Genomic DNA, 23,692 nt, shown 5'->3' with positions numbered 1-23,692 from the left:
ACACGGGCGGAGCACCATGGAAGGAAGCCGGCCGAAAGGAACTTCCGTGATCTCCAAGAACCTCTTCCTCCAGGGCATCTACGCGTTCGAAGGCATCGGCATGGAAAAGCCGGTCCCGTTGCACAGCGAGCTGGCGCACTTTGTCCCGGACGGCGTCGTGAACCAGACTCTGTACTTCCGCGGCGGCAACTCCAGTCCCGAGCTCATCACCGTGGTCCTCATGCGCGACGGCGTGCCCATGCGCTACTTCCCCATCGGAGCCAAAAGCGACGTCCACGTTCCGCTGAGGGTAGTGGAGGACATTGAAGGGGGTTCCATGATTGAGCTGTATATCGTGGCACCTGCCGGCGTCAGGGGTTCCGTTGTGGTCGACCTCGGAATGGTGGAGCACTGATGCGCCGGCGGCTCGTGGTCATCGGCAACGGAATGGCTGGCGCCCGGGCCGTGGAGGAAATCCTCGCCAGGGGTGGCGCGGAGCTCTTCGACATCACCATGTTTGGCGACGAACCCTATGGGAATTACAACAGGATCATGCTCAGCCATGTCCTGTCCGGCGAGGAGAGCGATGCGGACATCTTCCTCAACGCTCTTACCTGGTACCAGCAGAACAACATCACCCTGCATGCGGGTGTCCGGGTTGACCGCATCGACAAGTTCAGCAAACACGTCTTTGCCGCGGACGGCCGCGTGGAACCCTACGACGACCTGATCATCGCGACCGGCAGCCGCTCGCACTTGCCGCCCATGGAGGGTGCCTATGCCCCCAGTGGCGCTGTCAGGCACGGTGTCTTCACGTTCAGGACCTTGGACGATACCCGGAAGATGATTCAGTTCGCCAACAACGAGCACCATAGCCGGGCAGTGGTGATCGGCGGCGGCTTGCTGGGGCTGGAAGCAGCCCACGGCCTGCAGGCCTACGGTTTGGATGTCGCGGTGGTCCACTCGGGCGGGCATCTCATGAATGCCCAAATGGGGCCCGACGGCGGTGCAATACTGCGGCGGAGCGTCGAGGCGCTGGGCATCGAAGTGCACACGGGAAGCCGGACCACGGCGATCCTCGGTAAGGAGCGAATCAGCGGAGTGAGCCTGCGCGATCAACGCGAGCTTGACTGCGACATGGTGGTGGTCACCGCAGGCATCAGACCCAACGTGGATGTCGCCGTCGTGAGTGGCCTGGCCGTGGAGCGGGGCATTGTGGTGGACGACCATCTGCGCGTCATGGATGAAGAGGACATCTACGCAGTAGGGGAGTGCGTTCAGCATCGCGGCGAGGTGTACGGACTGGTGGCGCCACTGTGGGAGCAGGCCGCCGTGCTGGCCGATCAGGTCACGGGGGTGGATCGTTCATCGGTGTACTTGGGCTCCCGGACCGCCACCAAACTGAAGGTCGCCGGCGTCGATGTTGCCTCCATGGGGCTTGCCGGCCCGGAACGGGAGGGGGATGAACACATCGTGTTTTCGGAGCCCGGCCGGGGCGTGTTCAAATCGATCGTCATTCGCGACAACAAGATGGTGGGCGCCACGTTGTTGGGGGATAGCCGGAAGGCGGCCTACCTGACCCAGGCTTTTGATCAGGGCTTGCCCCTCCCGGAGGAGCGGCTCTCGCTGATGTTCGATCTCGGCGCACCGGGTGAAGAGGAGGCCGTGGCCGAACTGGCGGACAGCGCGCAGGTCTGCAACTGCAACGGGGTTTCCAAGGGGGCGCTGGTAGCTGCGGTGAAGGGTGGCTGCACCTCGGTGTCCGCGGCCATGGACGCTACCCGGGCCGGTAAAGGCTGCGGCTCCTGCAAGCTCATGATCAGCCAGGTGGTGGAATGGGCCGCGGGTGGGGCTGTGGAGGAGGATCGGGCAGCGAGCTACTACGTTCCAGGGATTCCGCTGGACAAGCCCGCCTTGATGGCTGAGATCCGGGCCAGGGGGCTGCGGTCCGTTTCCCAGGTGTTTGCCGCTCTCGCCCCGGGACGGCTTGAGGACGCTAAATCGAAGATGGCCCTTGCGTCGCTCATGAAAATGATGCTCGCCGATCAGTACGTTGACGAACGCGACGCCCGGTTCATCAACGACCGCGTGCACGCCAACATCCAGCGCGACGGCACGTTCTCCGTGGTCCCGCAGATGAAGGGCGGGGTGACGTCGGTGCAGCAACTCCGGAGGATTGCCGACGTCGCTGAGAAACACAGCATTCCCATGATCAAGCTGACCGGCGGACAGCGGATCGACCTGCTGGGGGTGCCCAAAGAGGACTTGCCTCAGGTTTGGGCTGATCTGGACATGCCGTCCGGATACGCCTACGGCAAGAGCTTTAGGACCGTCAAGACCTGTGTCGGCAAGGACTATTGCCGGTTTGGAACTGGTGACTCAACCGGCTTGGGCATTGGGCTGGAATCCCGTTTCCAGGGAATTGAGGCACCGGCCAAGCTGAAACTTGCGGTCTCCGGCTGTCCCCGCAATTGTGCGGAGTCGCTGGTCAAGGACGTCGGCGTAGTGGCGGTGGAAGGTGGCCGGTGGGAGATCTATGTGGGCGGAGCAGCAGGCGCCCACATACGTAAAGGAGACTTGCTGGTCACCGTGGATACACCCGAAGAGGTCACCCTCCTGGCAGGCCGGTTCATGCAGTACTACAGGGAGAACGCCAGCTGGCTCGAACGGACGTACGCCTTTGTGCCCCGAGTAGGCATCGAGCATCTTCGCAGCGTCATCCTGGAGGACTCCGAGGGCATCGCCAGTCGTTTGGACGCCGCCATGCAGGCCTCGGTGGATGCCTATGCCGATCCATGGAGCGAACGCGATGATCCGCTCACGCCAGGCCAGTTCCGGACTTCTTTGCCGCTGACCGTGCTGCCGCAGGTGCCGGTCCGATGAGCGCCCAGCCCGTGCCCGCCGTCGAACCGAACGTTCAACGCGTCTTAGGGCCTGTTGACCAAATTCCGTTCGGCGAGGGAAGAGCCTTCGGAGTGGACGGCGAGCAGGTCGCGGTGTTCAGGTTACGGGACGGATCGCTGCGGGGAGTGTCCGGCGTCTGCCCGCACAAAGGCGGCCCGATAGCCGACGGCACAATCGACCACAACGTGGTCATCTGTCCCCTGCACCAGCACGCCTTCGAGCTGGCAACCGGGTGTTCCACCACGGGCACCAAGCCGTTGCGCTCTTACAGAGTCTTCGCAGATGAGGCCGGGAACATCGTGCTGAAGTGGACCTGAGAGGCGCTTTTCCACAGCCCCTTGTTGCCTGCGTCACGGGCATTGGGGTTAATCCCGTAAGATAGACGGGTTGCGCGAAGCTTCGGCGTTCTGCGTTCTTTGTCACACTTCGGGCCCTCTAACGGGGAAAAGCTCGAATTATGTGTGCCAAAGACGCCCATGTTCCGGCATGGGTGTAACACCTACAGCAACACCCCAACCCACAAGGAACAGCTGTGCCGCAAAGTACTCCCACAGATCTCCAGAGCTCCAAGGCCTCATCCGCAGCCTCGGACTCCAACCTCAGCGCCGAGGGATATCAGAAGACCCTGAGCCGCCGCCACGTCACCATGATCGCCATGGGTGGCGCTATCGGCGTCGGCCTGTTCATGGGTGCCGGTGGCCGTCTGGCCTCCACCGGCCCGGCCCTGATCTTCTCCTACGCCATTGCCGGCGTCATCGCTTACCTGCTGATGCGCGCCCTCGGCGAACTCATCATGTACCGCCAGACCTCCGGCTCCTTCGTGAGCTACGCCGGTGAAATGTTCGGCAAGAAGGGCGCCTTCCTTTCCGGGTGGATGTACTTCATTAACTGGGCCATGACAGGCATTGCTGAGCTCATCGCGATCGGCCTGTACTTCCAGTTCTTCTTCCCCAACGTTCCCATCGAACTGTCCGCCATCGCAGCGCTGGTGCTGCTGGTGGCCGTGAACCTGTTCAGCGTCAAGGCGTTCGGCGAGTTCGAATTCTGGGCCTCCTGCCTCAAGGTCGCGGCCATCGTGATCTTCCTGGCCGTTGGCACGTTCATGGTTGTCACCAACGCCAAGGTCGGCGACGGCAACGCGTCCGTGGCCAACCTCTTCCACGAAGACGGCGGCATGTTCCCCAAGGGTGGCCTGGTGATGATCCTGGTCCTCAACGCCGTGATCTTCGCCTACAACGCCATTGAGCTTGTCGGTATTACAGCCGGCGAGATGGAAAACCCGGAACGCGAAGTTCCCAAGGCGATCCGCGCCGTCGTGGTCCGTATTGTGGTCTTCTACGTTGGTTCGGTGACGCTGCTCGCGATGCTGCTGCCGTCCGACCAGTACGTGGCCGGAACCTCGCCCTTCGTGACTGTGTTCGGCCAGATGGGCCTCGGCTGGATGGGCGACGTCATGAACATGATCGTCATCACCGCCGCGTTGTCCTCCTGCAACTCAGGCCTGTACTCGATCGGCCGAATCTTCCGCACCATGGCCAACAACGGCCACGCCCCGCAGTGGCTCACCAAGATGTCCACCCGCCACGTGCCGTACGCGGCCATCCTGGCTATCGGTGGCGTCTACCTCGTAGGTATCCTGCTCAACATTTGGCTGGGTGGCTCGCACGCATTCGACCTCGCGCTGAACACGGCATCCATCGGCGTGATCTTCACGTGGGGCTCGATCTTCGCGAGCCAGATCGCACTGCGGAAGAAGCGCGGCAACGTCTCGAGCCTGCCGATGCCCGGTTCGCCGTGGACCAGCTGGGTGGGCCTCATTGCCCTGCTGGCCATCACAGTGCTGATCGGCTTCGATTCCATGACGGACAAGGAAACCGGTGAGGTCTTCCTGCTTGGCCTGTGGACCCTGGCGACCATTCCGTTCTTCGCCCTGGTGCTGTGGCTCGGATGGCAGAAGGTCAAGAACAACGAACCCAAGAGCGAGCTGTTCAGCTAAGGCTCAAGTTCTAAACGCTTCAAACGCTTCAAGCGCTTCAAACGCCCGACGGCGCGTGCCTCCCTTTGGGGGCGCGCGCCGTTCGCGTTGTGGGGCCTGCTTTGCGCCTTATGGGAGGGGTGAGTCGTGCAGAGTGGGCCTCGCAACGAGCACCCCTGGCGTTGTGGGGCCTGCTTTGCGCCTTATGGGAGGGGTGAGTCGTGCAGAGTGGGCCTCGCAACGAGCACCCCTGGCGTTGTGGGGCCTGCTTTGCGCCTTATTCAAGGGGTGAGTCGTGCAGTGTGGGCCTCGCAACGAACACCCCGGTTGGGAGTGTCGGGGGTCGGGTCTAGGCTCGATGTATGGAACACACCACCACCCTGACGCAGCACGTCAACGCAAGCCCGGAGAAGGTTTGGGCCGTCATCTCGGACATTCCCGGCTCGGCCGGCACGCTCTCCGGCATCGACTCAATCCAGATGCTCAGCGAGGGCCCCTATGGTGAGGGCACCCGCTGGAAAGAGACCCGGACCATGATGGGTAGGCAGGAGACTGTCGAGATGTGGGTTTCCGAGACCGACCCTCCGCGCAGCACCACGATCAAGGCGCTCCAAGGCGGCGCGGATTACACCAGCCGATTCACCTTGAACGAGCGCGACGGCGGCACGGATCTGGCGCTGACTTTCGGCGCAGAGATGATAAATCCCAGCCTTCTCAGCAAGGTGGGCATGGCCCTGTTCGGGAAAATCGGGATGAACATGACCCGCAAGGCCCTCAGCAAAGACCTCGCTGAGATCGCAGCCAAAGCGGAATCGCTCTGATGGCGGCAGCGAAGGTTGCGGCACCTAAGATTTCGCCTGTGCGGTTGGAAGAATTGCGTGACGACGACGCCCCGGACTTCCAGCGTGGCGAACGGTACGACGGCGTCCGGCTCACCCGGGTTTCTGCCGACGGAGAGGAACTGAGCGGCGCCGATTTCATTGAGTGCGAGCTAAACGGTGTCTCCTTCAACGAAGCGCAGCTGCGGGGCGCAACCTTCCGCGAGTGCATCTTTTCCGAGCCGTATGCTCCGGTCTTCATGGCGGCCCGCACTTCCTGGCATGACGTGGAGATCACCAATCCACGGTGGGGGTCTGCCGAACTGTATGAGGGGAACTGGCGCTCCGTCCGTATTGACGGCGGCAAGCTGGACTATGTAAACCTGCGCGGCTCCAAGCTCATGGATATCCAGATCTCCGACTGCATCATCAATGAGCTCGACCTCGGGGGCTGCACGGGAACGCGATTGGCACTGAAGAACTGCACTATCGGCACGCTGGATGTCACGGGCGCCAAGCTGAAGGACGTGGATCTGCGCACCTCGGAGTTCCGGGGAATCAACGGACTGGCAGGGCTTGCAGGAGTGGTGATCGATGACTATCAGCTGAGCCTTATGGCGCCGCTGCTGGCTGGTCACTTGGGAATCCGGGTGGTCTGATCCGGGTTGGGGCCGGTCTCCGCTGGTCCGTAACTGAGGACTCAGCTGTTGACCGGCCCGCTGGGCCGTGTAATCTTTATAGAACGAACGGTCGGTATATTATTCCGAGCCGGTCCCTTTCACTTCGCGAAGGATGTTCTCATGGTCGAGGCTTTTCTTGTTGGCGGCGCGCGCACGCCTGTAGGTCGCTACGGTGGGGCACTGTCCTCCGTCCGCCCGGACGATCTCGCAGCATTGGTGGTCCGGGAAGCAGTGGCGCGTGCCGGCGTCGACCCTGACTCCATAGATGAGGTAATCCTCGGCAATGCCAACGGCGCGGGCGAGGAAAACCGGAACGTGGCCCGCATGGCCACCCTTCTGGCCGGACTTCCCCTCCACATCCCCGGCATCACGGTGAACCGCCTGTGCGCCTCAGGCCTCAGCGCGATCATCATGGCCAGCCAGATGATCAAGTCCGGAGCTGCGGACATCGTGGTGGCGGGTGGCGTTGAATCCATGAGCCGGGCGCCTTGGGTGCAGGAGAAGCCGACCACGGCGTTCGCCAAGCCCGGACAAATCTTCGATACGTCCATCGGCTGGCGCTTCGCCAATCCGCTCTTCACCAAGGGCGAGCTTTCCCGCGACGGCAAAATGACCTACTCCATGCCTGAAACGGCGGAGGAAGTGGGCCGCCTGGACAATATCTCCCGCGAGGATGCTGACGCCTTTGCTGTCCGCTCCCACGAGCTTGCGCTGGCCGCCATCGCCGGTGGCCGGTTCAAGGACGAAATTGTCCCCGTCACGGTGAAGACCCGAAAGTCGGAGACCGTGGTGGACACTGATGAAGGCCCTCGCGAAGGCACCACCATGGACGTTTTGGCCGGGTTGCGTTCCGTCGTTCCTGGAGGTTCCGTGGTCACCGCCGGCAACTCATCCACGCTCAACGACGGCGCCTCGGCCATCATCGTCGCTTCTGAGGCCGCCATCAAAAAGTTCGGCCTGACGCCCCGCGCCCGTATCATCGACGGCGCCTCGGCAGGATGCGAACCGGAAATCATGGGCATCGGCCCGGTCCCCGCCACCCAAAAAGTCCTGGCACGGTCCGGCCTCACGGTGGATCAGTTGGGCGCCGTGGAACTCAATGAGGCTTTCGCTACGCAATCGCTGGCGAGCATGCGTCGCCTTGGGCTGAACCCGGACATCGTGAACAACGACGGCGGTGCCATCAGTTTGGGGCACCCGCTGGGTTCCAGCGGCTCGCGTATAGCTATTACGCTGCTGGGCCGCATGGAACGCGAGCTCGCTTCATCTTCCGGACCTAAGCTCGGGTTGGCCACCATGTGCATCGGTGTCGGACAGGGCACCGCGATGCTGCTGGAAGGCGTGTAATGGCACTGGATGCGAAAGACTTCACGACACTTCTCATCGAGGAACGCGAAGACCGGCTCACTGTTCTGCTGAATCGTCCAGAGGTCCGTAACGCGATCGACCAGACAATGGTGGACGAACTCCACCTTGTCTGCGCCGAACTTGAGCGGAATCCCAAAGTGCTGATTATTGCCGGGACCGAGGGCGTTTTTGCCTCCGGTGCGGACATCGGACAGCTCCGCGAACGTCGGCGCGACGATGCCTTGCAGGGGATCAACTCCACGATCTTTGTCCGCATCGCCAAATTGCCCATGCCCGTTATCGCGGCCTTGGACGGGTACTGCCTTGGCGGGGGAGCCGAGCTCGCCTACGCCGCCGATTTCCGCATCGGCACTCCGAGCGTCCGCATCGGCAATCCGGAGACCGGGCTTGGGATCCTGGCTGCAGCTGGAGCCAGCTGGCGGCTCAAGGAGTTGGTGGGGGAGCCCAAGGCCAAGGAGATCCTCCTGGCCGGTGCCGTGCTCCGTGCGGAAGAAGCCCTACGGATCAGCCTGATCACGGAGATCCATGAAGCTCCTGAGCTGATGGATGCAGCCCACAAACTGGCCGACAGGATTGGACGCCAGGACCCTCTGGCGGTGCGAATTACCAAGTCGGTGTTCCACGCCCCGGCTGAAGCCCACCCGCTGATCGACACACTCGCCCAGGGGATCCTTTTCGAGTCCCAGGCCAAGTTTGATCGCATGCAGGCGTTCTTGGACAAGAAATCGGCGAAGGCTCCGCAAGACACAGCCGCGAGCGATGCTGCCGCACCCGACGCCGAGATGCCCGACGCCGAGGTGCCCGCCACTGCCGCTCCGACGCAAGACAGGACACAGAAATGACCGAAGTTCCCGCCATCCCGCACGTCGTTGGAGTCCTCGGCGGTGGCCGTATGGGTGCTGGTATTGCACATGCGTTCCTTACTAAGGGCGCCACCGTCATCGTGGTGGAACGCGATCACGAGGCAGCGGCCGGAGCGCAGGGCCGCGTTGCTGATGCCATAGCCAAGTCCGCCGCCCGCGGCACCTTAAGCGAAACGCCCGAAGAAGCGATGTCCCGCTTCAGCACCTCCACGGACTACGAGTCCTTCATCCACTGCGGCCTCGTTGTGGAGGCCGTGCCTGAGGACTACGACCTCAAGGTGACAGCCCTGAAGGCTGTGGAGGACCACTTGTCCGCGGATGCTTACCTGGCCTCGAACACGTCCTCGCTCTCGGTCACGGGGCTCGCCAACGAACTTCGCCGTCCAGCCAACTTCGTCGGCCTGCACTTCTTCAACCCGGTACCCGCGTCCACCCTGATTGAGGTGGTGCTGGCCAAGGAAACGTCTCCCGAACTGGCTGAGGCCGCGAAAAGCTGGACTGAGGCACTCGGCAAGACCGCCGTCGTCGTCAATGACGCTCCGGGCTTTGCGTCCTCAAGGCTCGGCGTCGCCATTGCCCTTGAAGCGATGCGCATGGTGGAAGAGGGAGTGGCGTCGGCGGAAGACATCGATGCTGCCATGGTCCTCGGATACAAGCACCCCACAGGCCCGCTAAAGACCACTGACATTGTTGGCTTGGATGTCAGGTTGGGCATTGCCGAGTACCTTCACTCCACCCTGGGCGACCGTTTCGCTCCGCCGCAGATCCTCCGCGACAAAGTGGCGCGCGGCGAGCTGGGACGTAAGACGGGCAAGGGCTTCTTCGACTGGAACGACTGAAACCCCGGGCCGGTTAGGCTAACCGGGTGACTTCTATCGAACCCATCACCCTGACCGGAAAATTCGTGACGCTGGAACCGTTGAGCCAGGAACACCATGACGGCTTGGCAGATGCAGCCCGGGACGGCGATCTCTGGAAGCTTTGGTACACCTCCGTCCCGACGCCGGAGGGCATGGCCGCGGAAATAGATCGCCGCCTGGACCTACAGGCAAAAGGGTCCATGGTGCCTTTTGCCACGCGCTCCAACGCGACGGGCAAGCTGATCGGTATGACAACGTACATGAACATCGACGCCGAGACGCCTCGCTTGGAGATCGGATCCACGTGGAACGCCGCGTCGGCGCACGGCACGGGGACCAACCCCGATTCGAAGTTGCTGCTCCTGCGGCACGCTTTCGAAACGCTGGGCTGCCCGGCCGTGGAGTTCCGCACACACTGGATGAATCAGCAGTCCCGTGAAGCCATTGCCCGGCTTGGCGCCAAACAGGACGGCGTGCTTCGAAGCCACTCCCGCAGCAAGGACGGCGCCCTCCGCGACACCGTGGTGTTCTCCATCCTCGACCACGAATGGCCCGCGGTCCGGAACGGGCTGGAGTTCCGGCTGGCGAAGTACGGCGCATAGCTGGTCTTACCAAAAGTAGGGTAGCCAGACGTCTGTACCGCGTTGCCTGCCAGGCGTAACCTTGCCAACACATTGCCCCGTACGCGGCCGACGGGTGGGCGAGCCGCGAAGTGACCCTTTTGATGGATCACCGGAGCCCCAAAGAGCAGCATGAAGGGGAAGCATCATGGCAACTCATCGAGCACGACGCCGGAACTTGGCTTTTGCAGGCGGACTCGCCGCCCTGGCACTAACGTTAGGATTCACGGCCAGTCCGGCGACCGCCGCACCGCCGCCACCTGTCACGTATGTGGCACTCGGTGATTCGTACACGGCGGGGACTGGTGCGGGGGATCTGAGCCGGCCCCCTGTTGCTTGTTGGCAAAGCCCCGGTGGTTACGTCGACCTTGTGGATGCCTCACCAAAAGTCACCCTGGTGGCTAATTTGGCGTGCCACGGTTCTGTGCTGAGCCAAAACAGCCCGTTCTACGACTTTGTGACGCCAACTGTCGGCGAACAGATCTTCGCGGGCCAGCAGGCCTTGGCAGGTGCTGACCTGGTCAGCATCACAGCTGGTGCCGTGGATGCCGGAAGCGGGCTCGCGTTGCAGGCGTGTGCTACTCCGGACACGCAGCGTTGTACGGACACAGTGACCGCGATTATTCAAAACCTACAGTCGGGAACTCTCCAGACGGCCCTGGCGACCACATACCAAGCCATCCAGTCGAGCGCACCGGACGCTGTCATCGCTGTTTTGGGTTATCCACGCCTGTTTGATCCGTCCCAAGGCGACATCGTGATCAATGGGATCACGATTGTTCCCGTCCAGAACCAAATACTTGTCAATCAAGCCATTGATGCCCTTAATGCAACCATTGCAGCAGCGGTTGAAAGCAGCGGGACCAACGCTGTGTTTATCGATGTGACCAAACGGTTCCTCGGGCACGCGGTGAACTCGGATAATCCGTGGATCGTGCTCGATCTGACCCAGCCGCTTCTGGATGCGAACTTCCATCCAAACGACGCCGGACATCAGGCCTACGCATCGGCCCTGCTGTCTTCTGTGAAGCTGACCCAGCTAGCCAAGAAGTAGCCCGTTCGCCGAGGGGCGGGCTTTCGGGACAAAAGGCCCGCGATAACCCCGAGAGCTAACCCCTCGGCGAGCTCACAAAGACGTGCCCGTCACAACGCCACGCTCTCGCCCGCAAGCGCACTCCGCACTGAGGTCCAGGACTTCAGCACCTCCAGCACAGCGGGATCGCGTTCGGCCAGGATGGCTTGTTGGTACGAGTCCTCAAGCAGGGAATCCACGGAAACGCGGGCGCCGGTGGAAGCGCTGAGGATCGCGGCCTCCACCATGGCCAAGCTCATGATGTTCTGGTGAACCCGTCCCATCGGTGTGCTTCCCGTGCGCACAGCGGCCACGAAGTCCCGCAAGGACCCGGCGATTTCCTGGCCGGGATCTTCAGAACTGGCAGCATCGCCGGAAACGGGAACGGAGGAGACCGGTTCATTGTCGCCGTCCCACAGGACGGTGCCATGCTCACCGCTGATCCGCCATGAGGCGTTCCATGAGGTCTCCTGGCCAGGGCTGCACCAGCTGCCGGTGAACACAAAGCGCTCGCCGCCGGTCATCTCGAAGATGGCCGTGGAACCTGCATCTCCGCGATACCAGCTCCAGGAGGGGTTGTACTCCTCGCAGAATACGGAGACGGGATCGGCGTCGAGCAGGAAGCGGGCCATGTCGAACTGGTGGATGGCCATATCCAGCAGGAGCGGGTGATCCATGGCGTCCCGGAAACCGCCGAAGTGGGGTGCCTTGAAGAACTCGGCTGACACGATTCCAACGGATCCCAGGGCGGAAGACAGGCGTTTGGCCGAAAATAGCTGGCGGTTGTAGCGCCGGGACTGGCTGACCATGAACAGCTGGCCGTGAAGCTCTGCGGCGGCGGCCAGCGAGAGTCCTTGCGCCACAGTGGAAGCCACTGGTTTCTCACCGAGGACCGGCAAGCCCGCGGCAAGTGCTTCGGTGGTCACCGGATGATGCGCGGCAGGGACGGTGACGTTGATGACCGCCTGAGCGCCGACGTCGGACGCCAACTGAGCGGTACCCGCACCAATGGGAAGGTCGGGGCGACCCAAGGACGCTGCCGCCTCAGAGGCAGCCGTAAGGTCAAGATCAACGATGCCCGCCAGCTCAACCAACGGCGACTCTTCCACGGTCCGGAGCCATGCGCGTCCCATGCCTCCCGCACCGACTACGACGACGCGGAGGGGAGTTCCGTCGTCGGGAATGGTAGCGAAGGGCGTGCTCACGCGTTGGCTCCCTGGTAGCTCTTGCCGTTGAAGAAGTCATTGGTCTCGTAGCGAAGCAGCTCCGGAACAGCGCGTTCGGGGCGGTCGGTAACGGCCCACTCCACGGCGTTGGCGATCACGCGACGGACGTCCTTGTGGTGGTAGACGGGGTAATCCTGGTCGCCGGGGCTGAAGAAGAAGATCTTGCCGTGACCGCGCCGGAACGTGCAGCCCGAACGGAAGACTTCGCCGCCGCTGAACGAGCTGATGAACACCAGTTCCTCGGGCGTGGGGATGTCGAAGAACTCGCCGTACATTTCCTGCTGCGGGATCTCGATGGGGTGGGAAACGCCCTTGGCGATGGGGTGCGTGGGGTCCACGGTCCACACAAGTTCGCGGTCCTGCTCGGAACGCCAACGTAGCGTGCACGAGGTTCCCATGAGCTTGGTGAAGATCTTGGACCAGTGCCCGGAGTGCAGCACGATCAGGCCCATTCCGGCCAAGACGTGGCGGTGGACGCGTTCCACGATCTCGTCCTCAACGTCTGCATGGGACATGTGTCCCCACCACGTAAGCACGTCGGTGTTGGCGAGGACTTCCTCGGTGAGGCCGTGTTCCGGTTCGTCCAGGGTTGCGGTCCGGACTTCGACGGCGGTACCCAGGTTCTCCTCGATGCCCGCCTTGACGGCGCCGTGCATACCGTCCGGGTAGAGGCGGGCTACCAGTTCGTCGCGCTTCTCGTGGCGATTCTCGGACCAAACGGTCACGCGGATGGGCTTGCTCTCAGTCATGATTTCTCCTCTGAAGGTGTGGGAGCGGTCTACTTGACCGCACCGCCGGTGGTGCCGGCGGCGATGTATTTTTGGGCCGCGACCAAAAGGACGATGGCCGGGATGGAGGCGAGTACCGCCGTCGCCATGACGGAACTCCAGTCGTTCACGTAGGCGCCGATGTACTGAAAGATGCCCAGGGTGACGGGTCGGACGGCCTCGGTTGTGGTCAGGGTCAGCGCGAACAGGAAGTCGCTCCACGCGAACAGGAACGTGAACAGCCCCGCGGTGATCAGGGAGTTCCGGCTCAGCGGAAGCACGATCGACCAGAACGCCCGGAGGTGTCCCGCCCCGTCAACCCGTGCGGCCTCGATCACCGAGGCCGGCATGCCGTTCATGAAGGCCCGGATGATCAGGATGGCGAACGGGATGCCGTGCGCCGAATCAGCCAGGATCAGTCCGGGGATGGAGTTGAGCAGACCGAGATCGTTGTAAGCGGTGTACAGGGCATTGGCCACCACAATTCCCGGGATCATCTGGCTGATGAGGATTGCGAACAAGACCACTCCTGCGCCGCGGACCTTGAAGTAGGCCAAGGCATAGGCGGCCGGGGCTGCAATGGCAAGGCTCAGCGCTACGCTGCCCAGCGAAATGATGAGGCTGGTTCCCAGGTTGCCTGCTTGCTCGTTGATGGCTGTGGCGTAACCCGTGAAGTCCGGCTTCACGGGGAACCACGAGGTTTCCAAGGTGGTGCCGTTGGGTTGCAGGGAGGCGTTGACCATCCAATAGACCGGGAACAGCATGATGGCCAGGAAGAAGATGGCAAGTGCCGTGTAGCCCCAGTTCTTGCGTCCCGTTGGTTTTGGGACGGTACGCCGGAGTGTGGGGGCTTTCAGTACGGTTGTCATGCTGTCCTCACTCGTCCACTGCGCGTCGGCTGGCCCGCAAGTACAGGACTGCGAAGACCAGAGAGATGATCACCAGCACGTTGCCCAGGGCCGCACCTTCACCGAACTTGAATTCGTGGAAGGAGAGGTTGTAGGACTGCGTCGCGATGGTCTGGGTGGAATTGGCGGGCCCGCCGTTGGTGAGGCCCAGGATGATGTCCAGCACCTTGAGCGTGTAGACGACGCCGAGCACCAGGACCACGCTCACCACTGGCCGCAGCATGGGCCAGGTGATGTGCCGGAAGGCCTTCCAACCGGTGGCACCGTCCAGTGATCCGGCCTCGTACAGTTCGTCCGGGATTTCCTGCAGACCGCCGTAGAGGATGGTCAGGTTGAACGGGATGCCGATCCAAATGTTCACGCCCACCACGGCAATGAGGGCCAGCGAGGTGCTGGTGAGCCACGGAATACCGGTATCGATGATGCCGAGGTCACCCAGGAAACGGTTCAGCGCGCCACTGTCCTTATCCAGGATCCAGCGCCACACAGCGCTCGAGACGATCAGGGGAAGGAGCCAGGGAAGCAGGAGCAGGGACCGGAGGATTCCGTTGAGCGGGAACTTGCGCTGGAAGAAGATGGCCAGCGCCAGCCCGATCACGAACTGGCCGATAATGGAGCCGATGGTGAACAGGACGGTGTTCAGCAGCGAGGTTGAGAACAACGACGACGACAATACAGTCACGTAGTTGGTGAACCCTACCCAGGGGGCTTCTCCGGTGAAGAACGTGGAGGTGGTGTATTCCTGGAAACTCATGACCACGTTCTTGACCACCGGATAGCCGAAGAACAACGTCATGTAGACCACTGCGGGGACCAGGAAGAGCCACTGGAAGATGCGCTCGCGGCGTTGTCGGTTGCGGCGCCTGGGTGCCGGCTTTTCGGTCGCGGAGCCGTGGCTTTTCACGGCTGTGCCGGCGGCCTGCCCTTCTGAATGAGGTAGATCGGTAGCTAATGACATGGCAGGCTGCCTACTGACCCTGGGCTTGCTTGAGGGCGTCGGCTGGGGAGGCGTTGCCCGTCAGTGAGGTCTGGATGGCTGTGTAGATCTTGGTGGCCTGTGCCGGCCATTCCTCGCCGAGCTGGCCGGTGCGTGCGCGGGCTGTTTTGATCAGCTCGGTGAACGTGGCGAGCTTGGGGTTGTCGCTGGCGAACTTGTCCGAGAGCGTGGTCTTGGAGGGAATGGTGTTGCGGGCGGTAGCCATGGCGAGCTGGTTCTCGTCGCTGTTCAAGCAGGCAACCATCTCTGCTGCCTTGGCTTGCCGGGCCTTGTTCCCGGTCTGCGGGACAGTCCATACCTCGCCGCCGAGCGGAGCCACGGACGTCTGTCCGGTTTCACGCACAGGAATTTTCACTACGCCGTACTGAAGCGTGGGCTGCTTGTCCAACGCCGGGATCTGCCACGGTCCGTTGACCATCATGGCGGCCTTGCCTGCCAGGAACTGGTCTTTGACATCAGCCTGGGTCCAGTTGAGGGCAGAGGAGGAGACTGAACCGCTCTTGACCAGGTCGGTCCATAGCTGCAGGGCCTGCTCGGTCTCCTTGGTGTCGATCTTCTTCTCATCGCCACCGTTGGACCACATGACAGGAAGGAACTGCCATGTGCCCTCGTAGGTGGGGTTGGCGTTGAACGCCAGTCCGTACTGGTCACCAGCTGTGAGCTTTGCGGAGGCTGCCTTGAGCTCATCCCACGTTGTGGGCGGAGTGACGCCGGCCTTGGCCAGGATGTCCTTGTTGTAGAACAGGGCGATGGTGTTCACAGTGGGTGCCAGGCCGTACACCTTGTCCTTGTACGTGCCGGCGCTCAGCACGCCTTCAGCGAAGTTTTCCGTGCTGACTTTGAAATCGGCAAGGGGAGCCAGGGCGCCGGTGGCCGCGATTTGCTGGAGATCCGGGTTGTCCAACATGAGGACGTCAGGGAGGGTCTTGGAGGAGGACTGCTGGAGAACTTTGGAAATGAGTGATTTTCCGGGGACAGTTTCCCGCTTGACTGTAACGCCCAGCTGGGTGCCGCACTTGGTTAGGGCATCGCCGATGAACGACTTGTCGGGCTCGTTGTTGTAGTAGTCCATCACGGAGAGTTCCGTGACGGCCTCGGAGGACGAAGCGGCGGTGGAGGTGCCGCAGCCGGAGATGACCAGCGGCAGGCCGACCAGGGCGGCCACTGCCAGTGCGAGCGGACGGGATGTCCTTTGTGCTGACTTCATTGTCTGTTCCTTCTTCTGGGGATCGATTTATCGATGCGTATCGACGATGCGTATCGATGAGTTCGGAAAGGGATGCGGATCGGGGGCTACAGAGAGGGACTTAGCTGCCGTGGGGTGGGCGGAGCGTGCTTGAACGGTGCGTAATGACCGTAGGTACCAGTTCCAGGGATTCGTGTGGTCCTTGGTTCTCGGCTTCGAGGAGGTCGCAAATAATCTTCACCGCGCGGCGGGATACCTCTGCCGGGCGGAGGTCAATGGTGGAAAGCGGAATGGGCTGGAGTTCAGCCAGGGTGGGGGAGGCACTGCCAATGACGGAGACATCCACCCCCGGAGTCAGGCCGCGGTTGTTCAATACCCGACGGAGTACGTCCTGGACAGTCCCGTCCGGTGCGATGAACGCCGGAACTCCGGTGGTTTCGGCAAGAGCCTTGTCAACAGAGGTGGCGATGACATCGCGGTCGGTGCCGCCCGGCAGGTGCAGTACGCGGACGCCGGCATCTTGGGCGGCCTTGTCGGTGCCGGACATGAAGCGTTCTACGTAATTTACGTGGCGCTCCACCACCTCCGGTTGCCAACCGATCACGGAAATAACACTATGTCCGGCCGCTGCCAGATCTTGGACGCATTGTTCCCCGGCCATTTCAAAGTCCGCATCGATGCAGACCAAGCCGGAGGGATCGTGCGGGATTCCGATCAGCACCACGGGTACGTTAAGGCTGCGAACCACGGGGAGGCGTTCGTCATCCCCTTCAACCTGCATGAGGATCAGGCCATCGCAAATCTGCTGGCCCACCACGCGCTGCAGTCCGGGTGCGCCTTCGTCCTCTGTGACCAGGAGAATGTCGTGGTCATAGAGTCTCGCGGTGTTGGCGATGACGGACACGAACTCCATGATCGAGGCCATGTGCAGTTCGGGTATGAAGGGGATCACCAGGCCGATGACCCGGGTCTTGCGGCTGGCAAGGGCACGAGCGCCGGCATTGGGTTGATAGGTCAACTGCTGAATAGCGTCTTCAACCTTCTTGCGGGTCTTCTCGGAGATCGGCCGCTTGCCACTCAAAACGTAGGAGACCGTGCTTTGAGCTACTCCGGCGGCTTGGGCAACGTCCTTGCTGGTGGGCATGCCTTGACCTCCTTGTGCTCTCTGCTGAACAGTTCCTGTGGCTTGTCGATACGTATCGTCGATGCGCATCGAGAATGAGTATGACATGGGTCACTCAGCCTCCGCAAGACCTCATTCCCAAACTTTGTGCTTAGCTGGCTCCTATGGATGGGACGACTTCAGCTCACCAGGGTGTCCACTGCGACGGTGCCGTCAACGCATGGCCGATCGCCGGGGACGTGTACCGGATGGGGCGCCACGAATGGGTCACCGAAGCCGGGTGGCAGCAGATGTACGACGACGGCGTCCGCACCGTGATCGATCTCCGCGCCTCGCGCGAGCGGCGGCAACGCGACACCGATCCCGAGGTGCCGGACGACGTGAAGGCGCGTATCGACGTCGTGCATTGCCCAACGGAAGATCCGGACCATCGGGACTTCAGCGAGCTTTTCGGCCCGTACCTGAAGGACCCTGCGCAGTACGGTGATTATCTTGAGCTGTTCGCTGACAAGATCGCGGCGGTCTTCAAAGCCATTGCGGCGTCGCCCGGCAAGGTGGTGGTTCACTGCTCGGCGGGAAGGGACCGTAGCGGCGTGATCGCTTTGATCCTGCAGCGATTGGCCGGGGTTGGTGATGAGGAAATCGTGCACGGATACGAACTCGCAGCGCGGGGGATCAACGAACGGCATCGCACCCACGGGGCGCCGCATGCCCACGATCCCTACCTGTCCGAGACCGCGCTGGAGGCCATGTTGACCGAGCGGCGGGCGAGTCTGAGGGCATTCCTGGCGTCGCTGGATGCGGCCGGGTTCCTGGCAGAGAACGGTGTTTCCGGACGGGAGTTGGCCGCCGTCCGGGCAAAACTCGGAGTAGCCAGCGCTGCTAAGATGCAGAGTTGACTAATCTCTGACATGGATGGATCCGCATGACTTCCGGCGCCCGCGTCACCATCGTGACCCGAACCAAGAACCGACCCATCTTCCTGGCACGTGCTTTGGATGACATCTTCGCCCAGACCTTCCAGGACTTCGAGCTGGTGATAGTCAACGACGGCGGTAACCCGGCCGACGTCGAACACCTCACCTCCCAGCGGTCGGAAGCGGAACGGTCCCGCATCACCACCATTCACCATGCTGAGTCAGCCGGCATGGAGGGGGCATCGAACGCTGGCCTCAAGGCCGGTTCCGGCGAGTTCGTGGTGATTCATGACGACGACGACTTCTGGGCCCCCGAGTTCCTGGCCCGCACAGTGGCCTACCTTGACGATCCCGCGCACGCTGCTGAAAGCGGTGTGATGGTGCGTACCGAGATCGTCATCGAGGAGCTTGTGGAAGACAAGATCGAGCCCATCCGCCGTGAGATCTTCTGGGCCGACATGCGGCAGATAACGCTGGCAGACATGCTCAAGATCAACCGCGCGGTGCCTATATCTTTCCTGTACCGACGCAATCTTCACGATCATGTTGGTTACTACAACGAGAACCTGCCGGTGGTGGGCGACTGGGAATTCCACCTTCGCGTCCTGAGCCACTCGCGTGTTGGCTTCCTCGACGGCGAACCTCTCGCCTTCTGGTCGCAGCGGCCGGAATCCGCAGGGCACCACAGCAACAGCATCTTCGCGAAGGTTGCCGAGCACGCCCAGTACGATGCCCTGGTCCGCGACGATTACCTCCGCGACCAAGCCGCGCAGGGTGGACTCGGCACCATGCTTTACCTGACGCGCGTACTTTCTGAGCAAGAGGAACTCATCGTTGCCCAGCAGCGACGTCTGGACGAGTCCGCAGCCAAGCTCGACCACATCCTGGAACGCCTGGAGGCGCTGAACCAGACCGTGGTTGTGCGGACCAGCGTGGGGGAGTTCTTGAAGAAGCCCATGCTTTTGGTGCGGAAGTTGCTCAGGCGGGGTTAGGCGGTTCCCACGCGGGAACGCCCTGGGCATGAATCTTCACTTCATATAAGAACAACGTATCGACGAACCCCAATGATGCACCCTAATATCGCGATCAGGCCGCAAGTTATGCGGCCTTTTCGTTCGCATCGAACATGGGGGTCAAATGAGGGGCAACTCACGCAGCCGTTTTCGGCTCGCTTTAACACTAGTGGCAGGAATTATCCTTGCCACGCTGCCGGCCGGAATCGCATCCCCGGCACTGGCGGCAACCCCAGCAAGTATTTCAGGGACCGTCACGGTGCCCGCTGGCGTGGACGTTACTAAGATTCGGGTGAGCAGCAGCGGACCAAGCTACAAATCCGTGTATGCCAACAGCAGTGGACAGTACAGCCTTACCGGGCTGGAGGCCGGCCAGTACAAGGTTGATTTCCGGGAGGACACGGAAGTGCCATTGGTGTATGGCTCCTACTACGGCTCCGTTGACTATAACCTTGCGACGCCTATCACCGTAGGTGAAGGTGCCGCCGTCGCAGGTATTAATCAGTCGCTCAAGACTGGTGGCATCATCACCGGGAGCGTCACCGTTCCAGCTGGCGCGGATCCCACCAAGGTCTACGTCAACGCGTACAGCGACAACGGGGGCTCCGGCTACGGCGCTGTTAAGGCGGACGGGACATTCAAGGTCACCGCGCTGGCGACTGGCAACTACAAAGTGTCGTTCCGATACGTCAACTACACGGCATCGCCTGTGGTGGATGCCTACTATCCGGGTGGCGGATTCGAGACGGCCTCACTGGTAGCGGTTGCTGAGGGGAAGACCACACCTGGAATAAACCAGGCGCTCAAACCTGCCGCCATCATCTCAGGAAAGATTTCGGTACCAGCCAACTCGCCCGCCTTCTCTGGGTACGTAATGGTCATGAAGGGTCCGGACTTTTCGCTCAACGCTTCGGCAGGGTCCGATTACATTGGCGACGTGGACTCCAGCGGCGAATATGCAATCGGGGGGCTTGAGCCTGGGACATACAAAATCAACTTCAGGCCGTTCGGCGGCACCTGGGCGCAAATGTGGCACGGTGGCGTTGCCGGATTCAGCACCTCCCCGACCCTGACGGTCACCCAGGGGCAACAGCTCGGCGGACTCCAGGACACGGCTGTTGCAGGTGGTTCAATATCGGGTTCGGTGGCTGGAGGCACCAATCAATATGTCACTGCTGTTGCCGCGGATGGAACTGTGGTCGGAGGGGCATCCGCTTCTAATCCTGCCACTGGGTACACCGTCAATAACGTCTTCCCTGGAAGCTACAAAGTCCAGTTCAATCGCTCAAGTGGTGTGACTACTACCCAGGAAGCCCAGTATTACAAGGACCTCCCCGAGTCCAGTGGCGCCGGAGGTGCTACATCGGTGACAGTCTCGGCAGGGCAGAACGCTGCGAATATTGATGCCACCACACGTACCGGAGGTACGGCTTCGGGCACGGTTGTGGGCGCTGACGGCGCCCCTCTTGAGAATGTCCCGGTCCGCGTATACACAAAGGATGGTTCCCTGGTCACCCGGGCTGCCCGAACAGCGGTAGACGGAACGTTCAAAGTGACTGGGCTCAGCGCCGGGAATTACCTGGTGGCAGCCAACATGCTCGGCGGGCCGCTGGGTCCGATTTTCTCCGGCAACACAAGAGTGGAGGCCAACGCCGCGACTGTTGCTGCTGCACTCGGCCAGAATACGGACATTGGGACGCTGAGCTATGCCACGGCCTCTCAAGGGACGCCGGTGTTCTCGGATGTTCCGGTGGATGCGCAGTTCTCTGCTGAGATTTCGTGGCTTGCTGAGAAGGGGATTTCCACTGGTTGGACCGAGGCCAACGGGTCTACGACGTTTAGGCCGTTGCAGGCGGTGAACCGTGATGCGATGGCGGCGTTCATGTATCGGTTGGCGGGTAAGCCTGCCTTTACGGCTCCTGCGGTGTCGCCGTTTGCGGATGTGCCTGCCGGGGCGCAGTTCTACAAGGAGATCACTTGGCTTGCAGCTCAGGGGATTTCCACTGGCTGGGTTGAGGCTGATGGGTCCAAGACCTATCGGCCTTTGCAGCCGGTGAACCGGGATGCGATGGCGGCGTTCATGTATCGGTTGGCGGATAAGCCTGCGTTTACGGCTCCTGCGGTGTCGCCGTTTGCGGATGTGCCTGCCGGGGCGCAGTTCTACAAGGAGATCACTTGGCTTGCAGCTCAGGGGATCTCCACGGGGTGGACCGAGGCTGATGGGTCCAAGACGTATCGGCCGTTGCAGGCGGTGAACCGGGACGCGATGGCGGCGTTCATGTTCCGTTACAACACAAAGTTCGGCTCCATCTAGCCTGACGAATCAATTGGAAAGGGTTGGTTCCATTTCGATGGAAGCCAACCCTTTCTGGCTGGGCGGGTTCAAATAACATCGGCGTTTAGAATAATTGGCTTTCTCCACTAGGATCGCGAGGGGCCGCCATTTGCGGCCCCTTCGTTCGCATGAAACATGGGGGACCCATGAGGGGTTATTCTCGCGGCCGTTTTCGGCTCGCACTCACTCTATTAGCAGCAATCATCTTGGGTGCCTTGCCTGCCGGGATCGCATCCCCGGCGTTTGCAGCAACTACGGGCAGTATCTCAGGAACGGTCACTGTGCCTGCGGGCGTGGATGTCACCAAGGTAACAGTCTTCGCTGGCCCGGAAATCGGTGGCTATCAAACGGCCAGTGTGGCCTCGGATGGAACGTTCACGGTCACTGGACTTCCCGCGGTTAACCACTGGGTAAATTTCTCTTACTTCGAATCCCCGTCTCCGGTAGTCGGGGCCTATTACTCAACCTCTCCGGATGGTTCAAGAACGCTCGTCAACGTTTCAGCGGGTGCCACTACCTCTGGCATCAATCAGACGCTGAAGCCCGCTGCGATGGTCTCGGGCAATATCTCGGTTCCTGCAGGTATGCCCGCTTTCACCGGGCAGGTCAGCCTTGAGGCCGGGCCTGACTACACCAAGAATGAGTTCGTGGGATCGGCGTGGATTAGTGCCGACAAGTTGGGGAACTACACCATCGGCGGTTTGGAAGCCGGAACCTACAAGCTTCGCTTCGCGTCATACAGCGACAAGTGGGCCACCATGTGGCACGGCGGTGTGGCCTCTGCCGGCAGTTCGCCGTCGGTGACAGTGACTGAAGGGCAGCAGCTCGCGGGCATTCAGGACTCTGCCGTTGCGGCCGCCACTATCGCGGGTTCCATCGCGGGCGCACCTGCTCCGGGCCCCACGATGAGTGGTCCGGGCATGAGTATTACTGCCATTGCCCAAGACGGCACTGTTGCAGCGTCTACGGTCATGGAAACGTCGCAGACCACCTACGCGCTGAAGAACCTGTTGCCGGGTGCGTACAAGGTTCAGTTCAACCGGACCAAGGGATTCATCTCCAATTACGAGGCCCAGTTGTATAAGAACCTCTCGGAGTCCGGGGGCGCGGCTAACGCGACTCCCGTGACTGTAGCCGCCGGCCAGACCGTTTCCAGCGTCAACGCAACCGTTCGCCAGGGCGGAACGCTGACTGGGAAGGTTCTGGGCTCTGCTGGTACTCCCCTGAACGGTGTGCGGGTCAACGTTTACACCAAGGACGAGTCTCTTGTCACCCGTTTCTCCTACACCGCAGCGGACGGGACCTTCAAGGTCACCGGCCTGACCACGGGACTCTACTTTGTCTCAGTGGAACCTGCCGGTGAGTCCGGTCCGATCTACTCCGGCAATGTCCTCACCGAAGCCAACGCCAGGTCCGTTTCCTCGTTCGTAGGCCAGAACACGGATCTCGGCACGCTGAGCTACGCGACTGCGACGCAGGGTACCCGAGGCTTTGACGATGTTCCCCTAGGCGCCCAGTTCCAGAATGAAATCCTCTGGTTGGCCAACGAAGGAATCTCTACCGGTTGGGAAGCCAATGGGTCCAGGACTTACCAGCCCCTGACCCCGGTGAATCGTGACGCCATGGCTGCGTTCATGTACAGGTTGTCGGGTGAGCCTGAGTTCACGCCGCCTGCTGTTTCTCCCTTCGCTGACCTCCCCACGGACGCCAAGTTCTACAAGGAGATCACCTGGTTGGCGGAGAAGGGCATCTCCACGGGCTGGGAAGAGGCTGACAAGACCAAGACGTACCGTCCCTTGCAGCCCGTGAATCGCGATGCGATGGCGGCGTTTATGTACCGCTTGGCTGGCGAGCCTGAGTTCACTCCACCTACGGAATCGCCGTTCATCGATGTGCCCGTCGGCGCTCAGTTTTATAAGGAGATCACCTGGCTTGCAGCTCAGGGCATCTCAACGGGTTGGGCCGAATCAGCTGGCAAGTCCTTCAAGCCGCTGCTGCCCGTGAACCGAGATGCGATGGCAGCATTCATGTTCAGGTTTGACGCAAAGTTCGGCGCTATCTAGCCGAGTCACCGGCCTCAA

21 protein-coding genes are annotated in these 23,692 nt (G+C 61.6%); 15 read left to right on the top strand and 6 right to left on the bottom strand.

Going from position 1 to position 23,692, the window contains the following annotated elements; translation table 11 throughout:
* Positions 1-46 precede the first annotated feature (46 nt).
* From ACNAOT_RS18415 to ACNAOT_RS18365, 11 genes are all read left to right on the top strand, one after another.
* Positions 47-394, top strand: a complete 348-nt coding sequence (locus ACNAOT_RS18415; protein ID WP_091471083.1) for a molybdopterin oxidoreductase — start codon at positions 47-49, stop codon at positions 392-394.
* Positions 394-2,862 (top strand): nitrite reductase large subunit NirB, encoded by a 2,469-nt coding sequence (nirB, locus tag ACNAOT_RS18410; RefSeq protein ID WP_420178900.1) that lies wholly within the window; start codon positions 394-396, stop codon positions 2,860-2,862. Before ACNAOT_RS18415 ends, nirB begins: the two co-directional genes overlap by 1 nt.
* Complete coding sequence (locus ACNAOT_RS18405; protein WP_420178899.1) at positions 2,859-3,200, top strand: Rieske (2Fe-2S) protein; 342 nt, start codon at positions 2,859-2,861, stop codon at positions 3,198-3,200. The genes nirB and ACNAOT_RS18405 overlap by 4 nt, the downstream gene beginning before the upstream one ends.
* Positions 3,201-3,415: 215 nt before the next feature.
* The gene (locus ACNAOT_RS18400; RefSeq protein WP_089596046.1) at positions 3,416-4,879 is read left to right on the top strand and encodes an amino acid permease; all 1,464 of its coding nucleotides are present in this window, start codon (positions 3,416-3,418) and stop codon (positions 4,877-4,879) included.
* Positions 4,880-5,220: 341 nt separating this feature from the next.
* Complete coding sequence (locus tag ACNAOT_RS18395) at positions 5,221-5,679, top strand: SRPBCC family protein (protein ID WP_178995114.1); 459 nt, start codon at positions 5,221-5,223, stop codon at positions 5,677-5,679.
* On the top strand, positions 5,679-6,335 hold the full coding sequence (locus ACNAOT_RS18390; RefSeq protein ID WP_420178898.1) for a pentapeptide repeat-containing protein: 657 nt from the start codon (positions 5,679-5,681) through the stop codon (positions 6,333-6,335). The genes ACNAOT_RS18395 and ACNAOT_RS18390 overlap by 1 nt, the downstream gene beginning before the upstream one ends.
* A 141-nt stretch (positions 6,336-6,476) precedes the next feature.
* Positions 6,477-7,703, top strand: coding sequence for a thiolase family protein (locus ACNAOT_RS18385; protein ID WP_420178897.1), 1,227 nt, complete (start codon positions 6,477-6,479; stop codon positions 7,701-7,703).
* The gene (locus tag ACNAOT_RS18380) at positions 7,703-8,566 is read left to right on the top strand and encodes an enoyl-CoA hydratase/isomerase family protein (RefSeq protein WP_420178896.1); all 864 of its coding nucleotides are present in this window, start codon (positions 7,703-7,705) and stop codon (positions 8,564-8,566) included. The genes ACNAOT_RS18385 and ACNAOT_RS18380 overlap by 1 nt, the downstream gene beginning before the upstream one ends.
* Positions 8,563-9,426, top strand: a complete 864-nt coding sequence (locus ACNAOT_RS18375; protein ID WP_420178895.1) for a 3-hydroxyacyl-CoA dehydrogenase family protein — start codon at positions 8,563-8,565, stop codon at positions 9,424-9,426. The genes ACNAOT_RS18380 and ACNAOT_RS18375 overlap by 4 nt, the downstream gene beginning before the upstream one ends.
* Positions 9,427-9,452: 26 nt before the next feature.
* On the top strand, positions 9,453-10,049 hold the full coding sequence (locus ACNAOT_RS18370; protein WP_420178894.1) for a GNAT family N-acetyltransferase: 597 nt from the start codon (positions 9,453-9,455) through the stop codon (positions 10,047-10,049).
* Between the two features lie 166 nt (positions 10,050-10,215).
* The gene (locus ACNAOT_RS18365; RefSeq protein ID WP_420178893.1) at positions 10,216-11,121 is read left to right on the top strand and encodes an SGNH/GDSL hydrolase family protein; all 906 of its coding nucleotides are present in this window, start codon (positions 10,216-10,218) and stop codon (positions 11,119-11,121) included.
* A gap of 89 nt (positions 11,122-11,210) precedes the next feature.
* Here ACNAOT_RS18365 and ACNAOT_RS18360 read toward each other — a convergent pair whose 3' ends face one another.
* The 6 genes from ACNAOT_RS18360 to ACNAOT_RS18335 all read right to left on the bottom strand — a co-directional run bounded on the left by ACNAOT_RS18360 (position 11,211) and on the right by ACNAOT_RS18335 (position 17,367).
* Positions 11,211-12,344 carry a Gfo/Idh/MocA family protein gene (locus tag ACNAOT_RS18360; RefSeq protein WP_420178892.1) on the bottom strand — a complete coding sequence of 378 codons (1,134 nt, stop codon included), beginning with the start codon at positions 12,342-12,344 and terminating at the stop codon, positions 11,211-11,213.
* The gene (locus ACNAOT_RS18355) at positions 12,341-13,114 is read right to left on the bottom strand and encodes a ThuA domain-containing protein (RefSeq protein WP_420178891.1); all 774 of its coding nucleotides are present in this window, start codon (positions 13,112-13,114) and stop codon (positions 12,341-12,343) included. Before ACNAOT_RS18355 ends, ACNAOT_RS18360 begins: the two co-directional genes overlap by 4 nt.
* A 29-nt stretch (positions 13,115-13,143) precedes the next feature.
* Positions 13,144-14,001 (bottom strand): carbohydrate ABC transporter permease, encoded by an 858-nt coding sequence (locus ACNAOT_RS18350; protein WP_091470542.1) that lies wholly within the window; start codon positions 13,999-14,001, stop codon positions 13,144-13,146.
* 7 nt (positions 14,002-14,008) lie between these two features.
* Complete coding sequence (locus ACNAOT_RS18345; RefSeq protein WP_420178890.1) at positions 14,009-14,998, bottom strand: carbohydrate ABC transporter permease; 990 nt, start codon at positions 14,996-14,998, stop codon at positions 14,009-14,011.
* A gap of 10 nt (positions 14,999-15,008) precedes the next feature.
* A complete protein-coding gene (locus ACNAOT_RS18340) occupies positions 15,009-16,244 on the bottom strand; it encodes a sugar ABC transporter substrate-binding protein (protein ID WP_091470545.1) in 1,236 nt (411 codons plus the stop codon).
* A gap of 100 nt (positions 16,245-16,344) precedes the next feature.
* The gene (locus ACNAOT_RS18335; RefSeq protein ID WP_420178889.1) at positions 16,345-17,367 is read right to left on the bottom strand and encodes a LacI family DNA-binding transcriptional regulator; all 1,023 of its coding nucleotides are present in this window, start codon (positions 17,365-17,367) and stop codon (positions 16,345-16,347) included.
* Between the two features lie 143 nt (positions 17,368-17,510).
* On the opposite strand from ACNAOT_RS18335, the gene ACNAOT_RS18330 reads away from it, so the two are divergent.
* The 4 genes from ACNAOT_RS18330 to ACNAOT_RS18315 all read left to right on the top strand — a co-directional run bounded on the left by ACNAOT_RS18330 (position 17,511) and on the right by ACNAOT_RS18315 (position 23,674).
* Positions 17,511-18,245 carry a tyrosine-protein phosphatase gene (locus ACNAOT_RS18330; protein WP_420178888.1) on the top strand — a complete coding sequence of 245 codons (735 nt, stop codon included), beginning with the start codon at positions 17,511-17,513 and terminating at the stop codon, positions 18,243-18,245.
* Positions 18,246-18,271: 26 nt separating this feature from the next.
* Positions 18,272-19,255, top strand: coding sequence for a glycosyltransferase family 2 protein (locus ACNAOT_RS18325; protein WP_178995088.1), 984 nt, complete (start codon positions 18,272-18,274; stop codon positions 19,253-19,255).
* 145 nt (positions 19,256-19,400) lie between these two features.
* Entirely contained in the window at positions 19,401-21,590 is a 2,190-nt protein-coding gene (locus ACNAOT_RS18320; RefSeq protein WP_420178887.1) for a carboxypeptidase regulatory-like domain-containing protein, read from the top strand.
* A gap of 167 nt (positions 21,591-21,757) precedes the next feature.
* A complete protein-coding gene (locus ACNAOT_RS18315; RefSeq protein WP_420178886.1) occupies positions 21,758-23,674 on the top strand; it encodes an S-layer homology domain-containing protein in 1,917 nt (638 codons plus the stop codon).
* The last annotated feature ends 18 nt before the right edge of the window (positions 23,675-23,692 follow it).

Source organism: Paenarthrobacter sp. TA1.8, assembly GCF_048595705.1.
Classification (GTDB): domain Bacteria; phylum Actinomycetota; class Actinomycetes; order Actinomycetales; family Micrococcaceae; genus Arthrobacter; species Arthrobacter nitroguajacolicus.
This window is presented reverse-complemented; position numbering and strand designations above follow the sequence as displayed.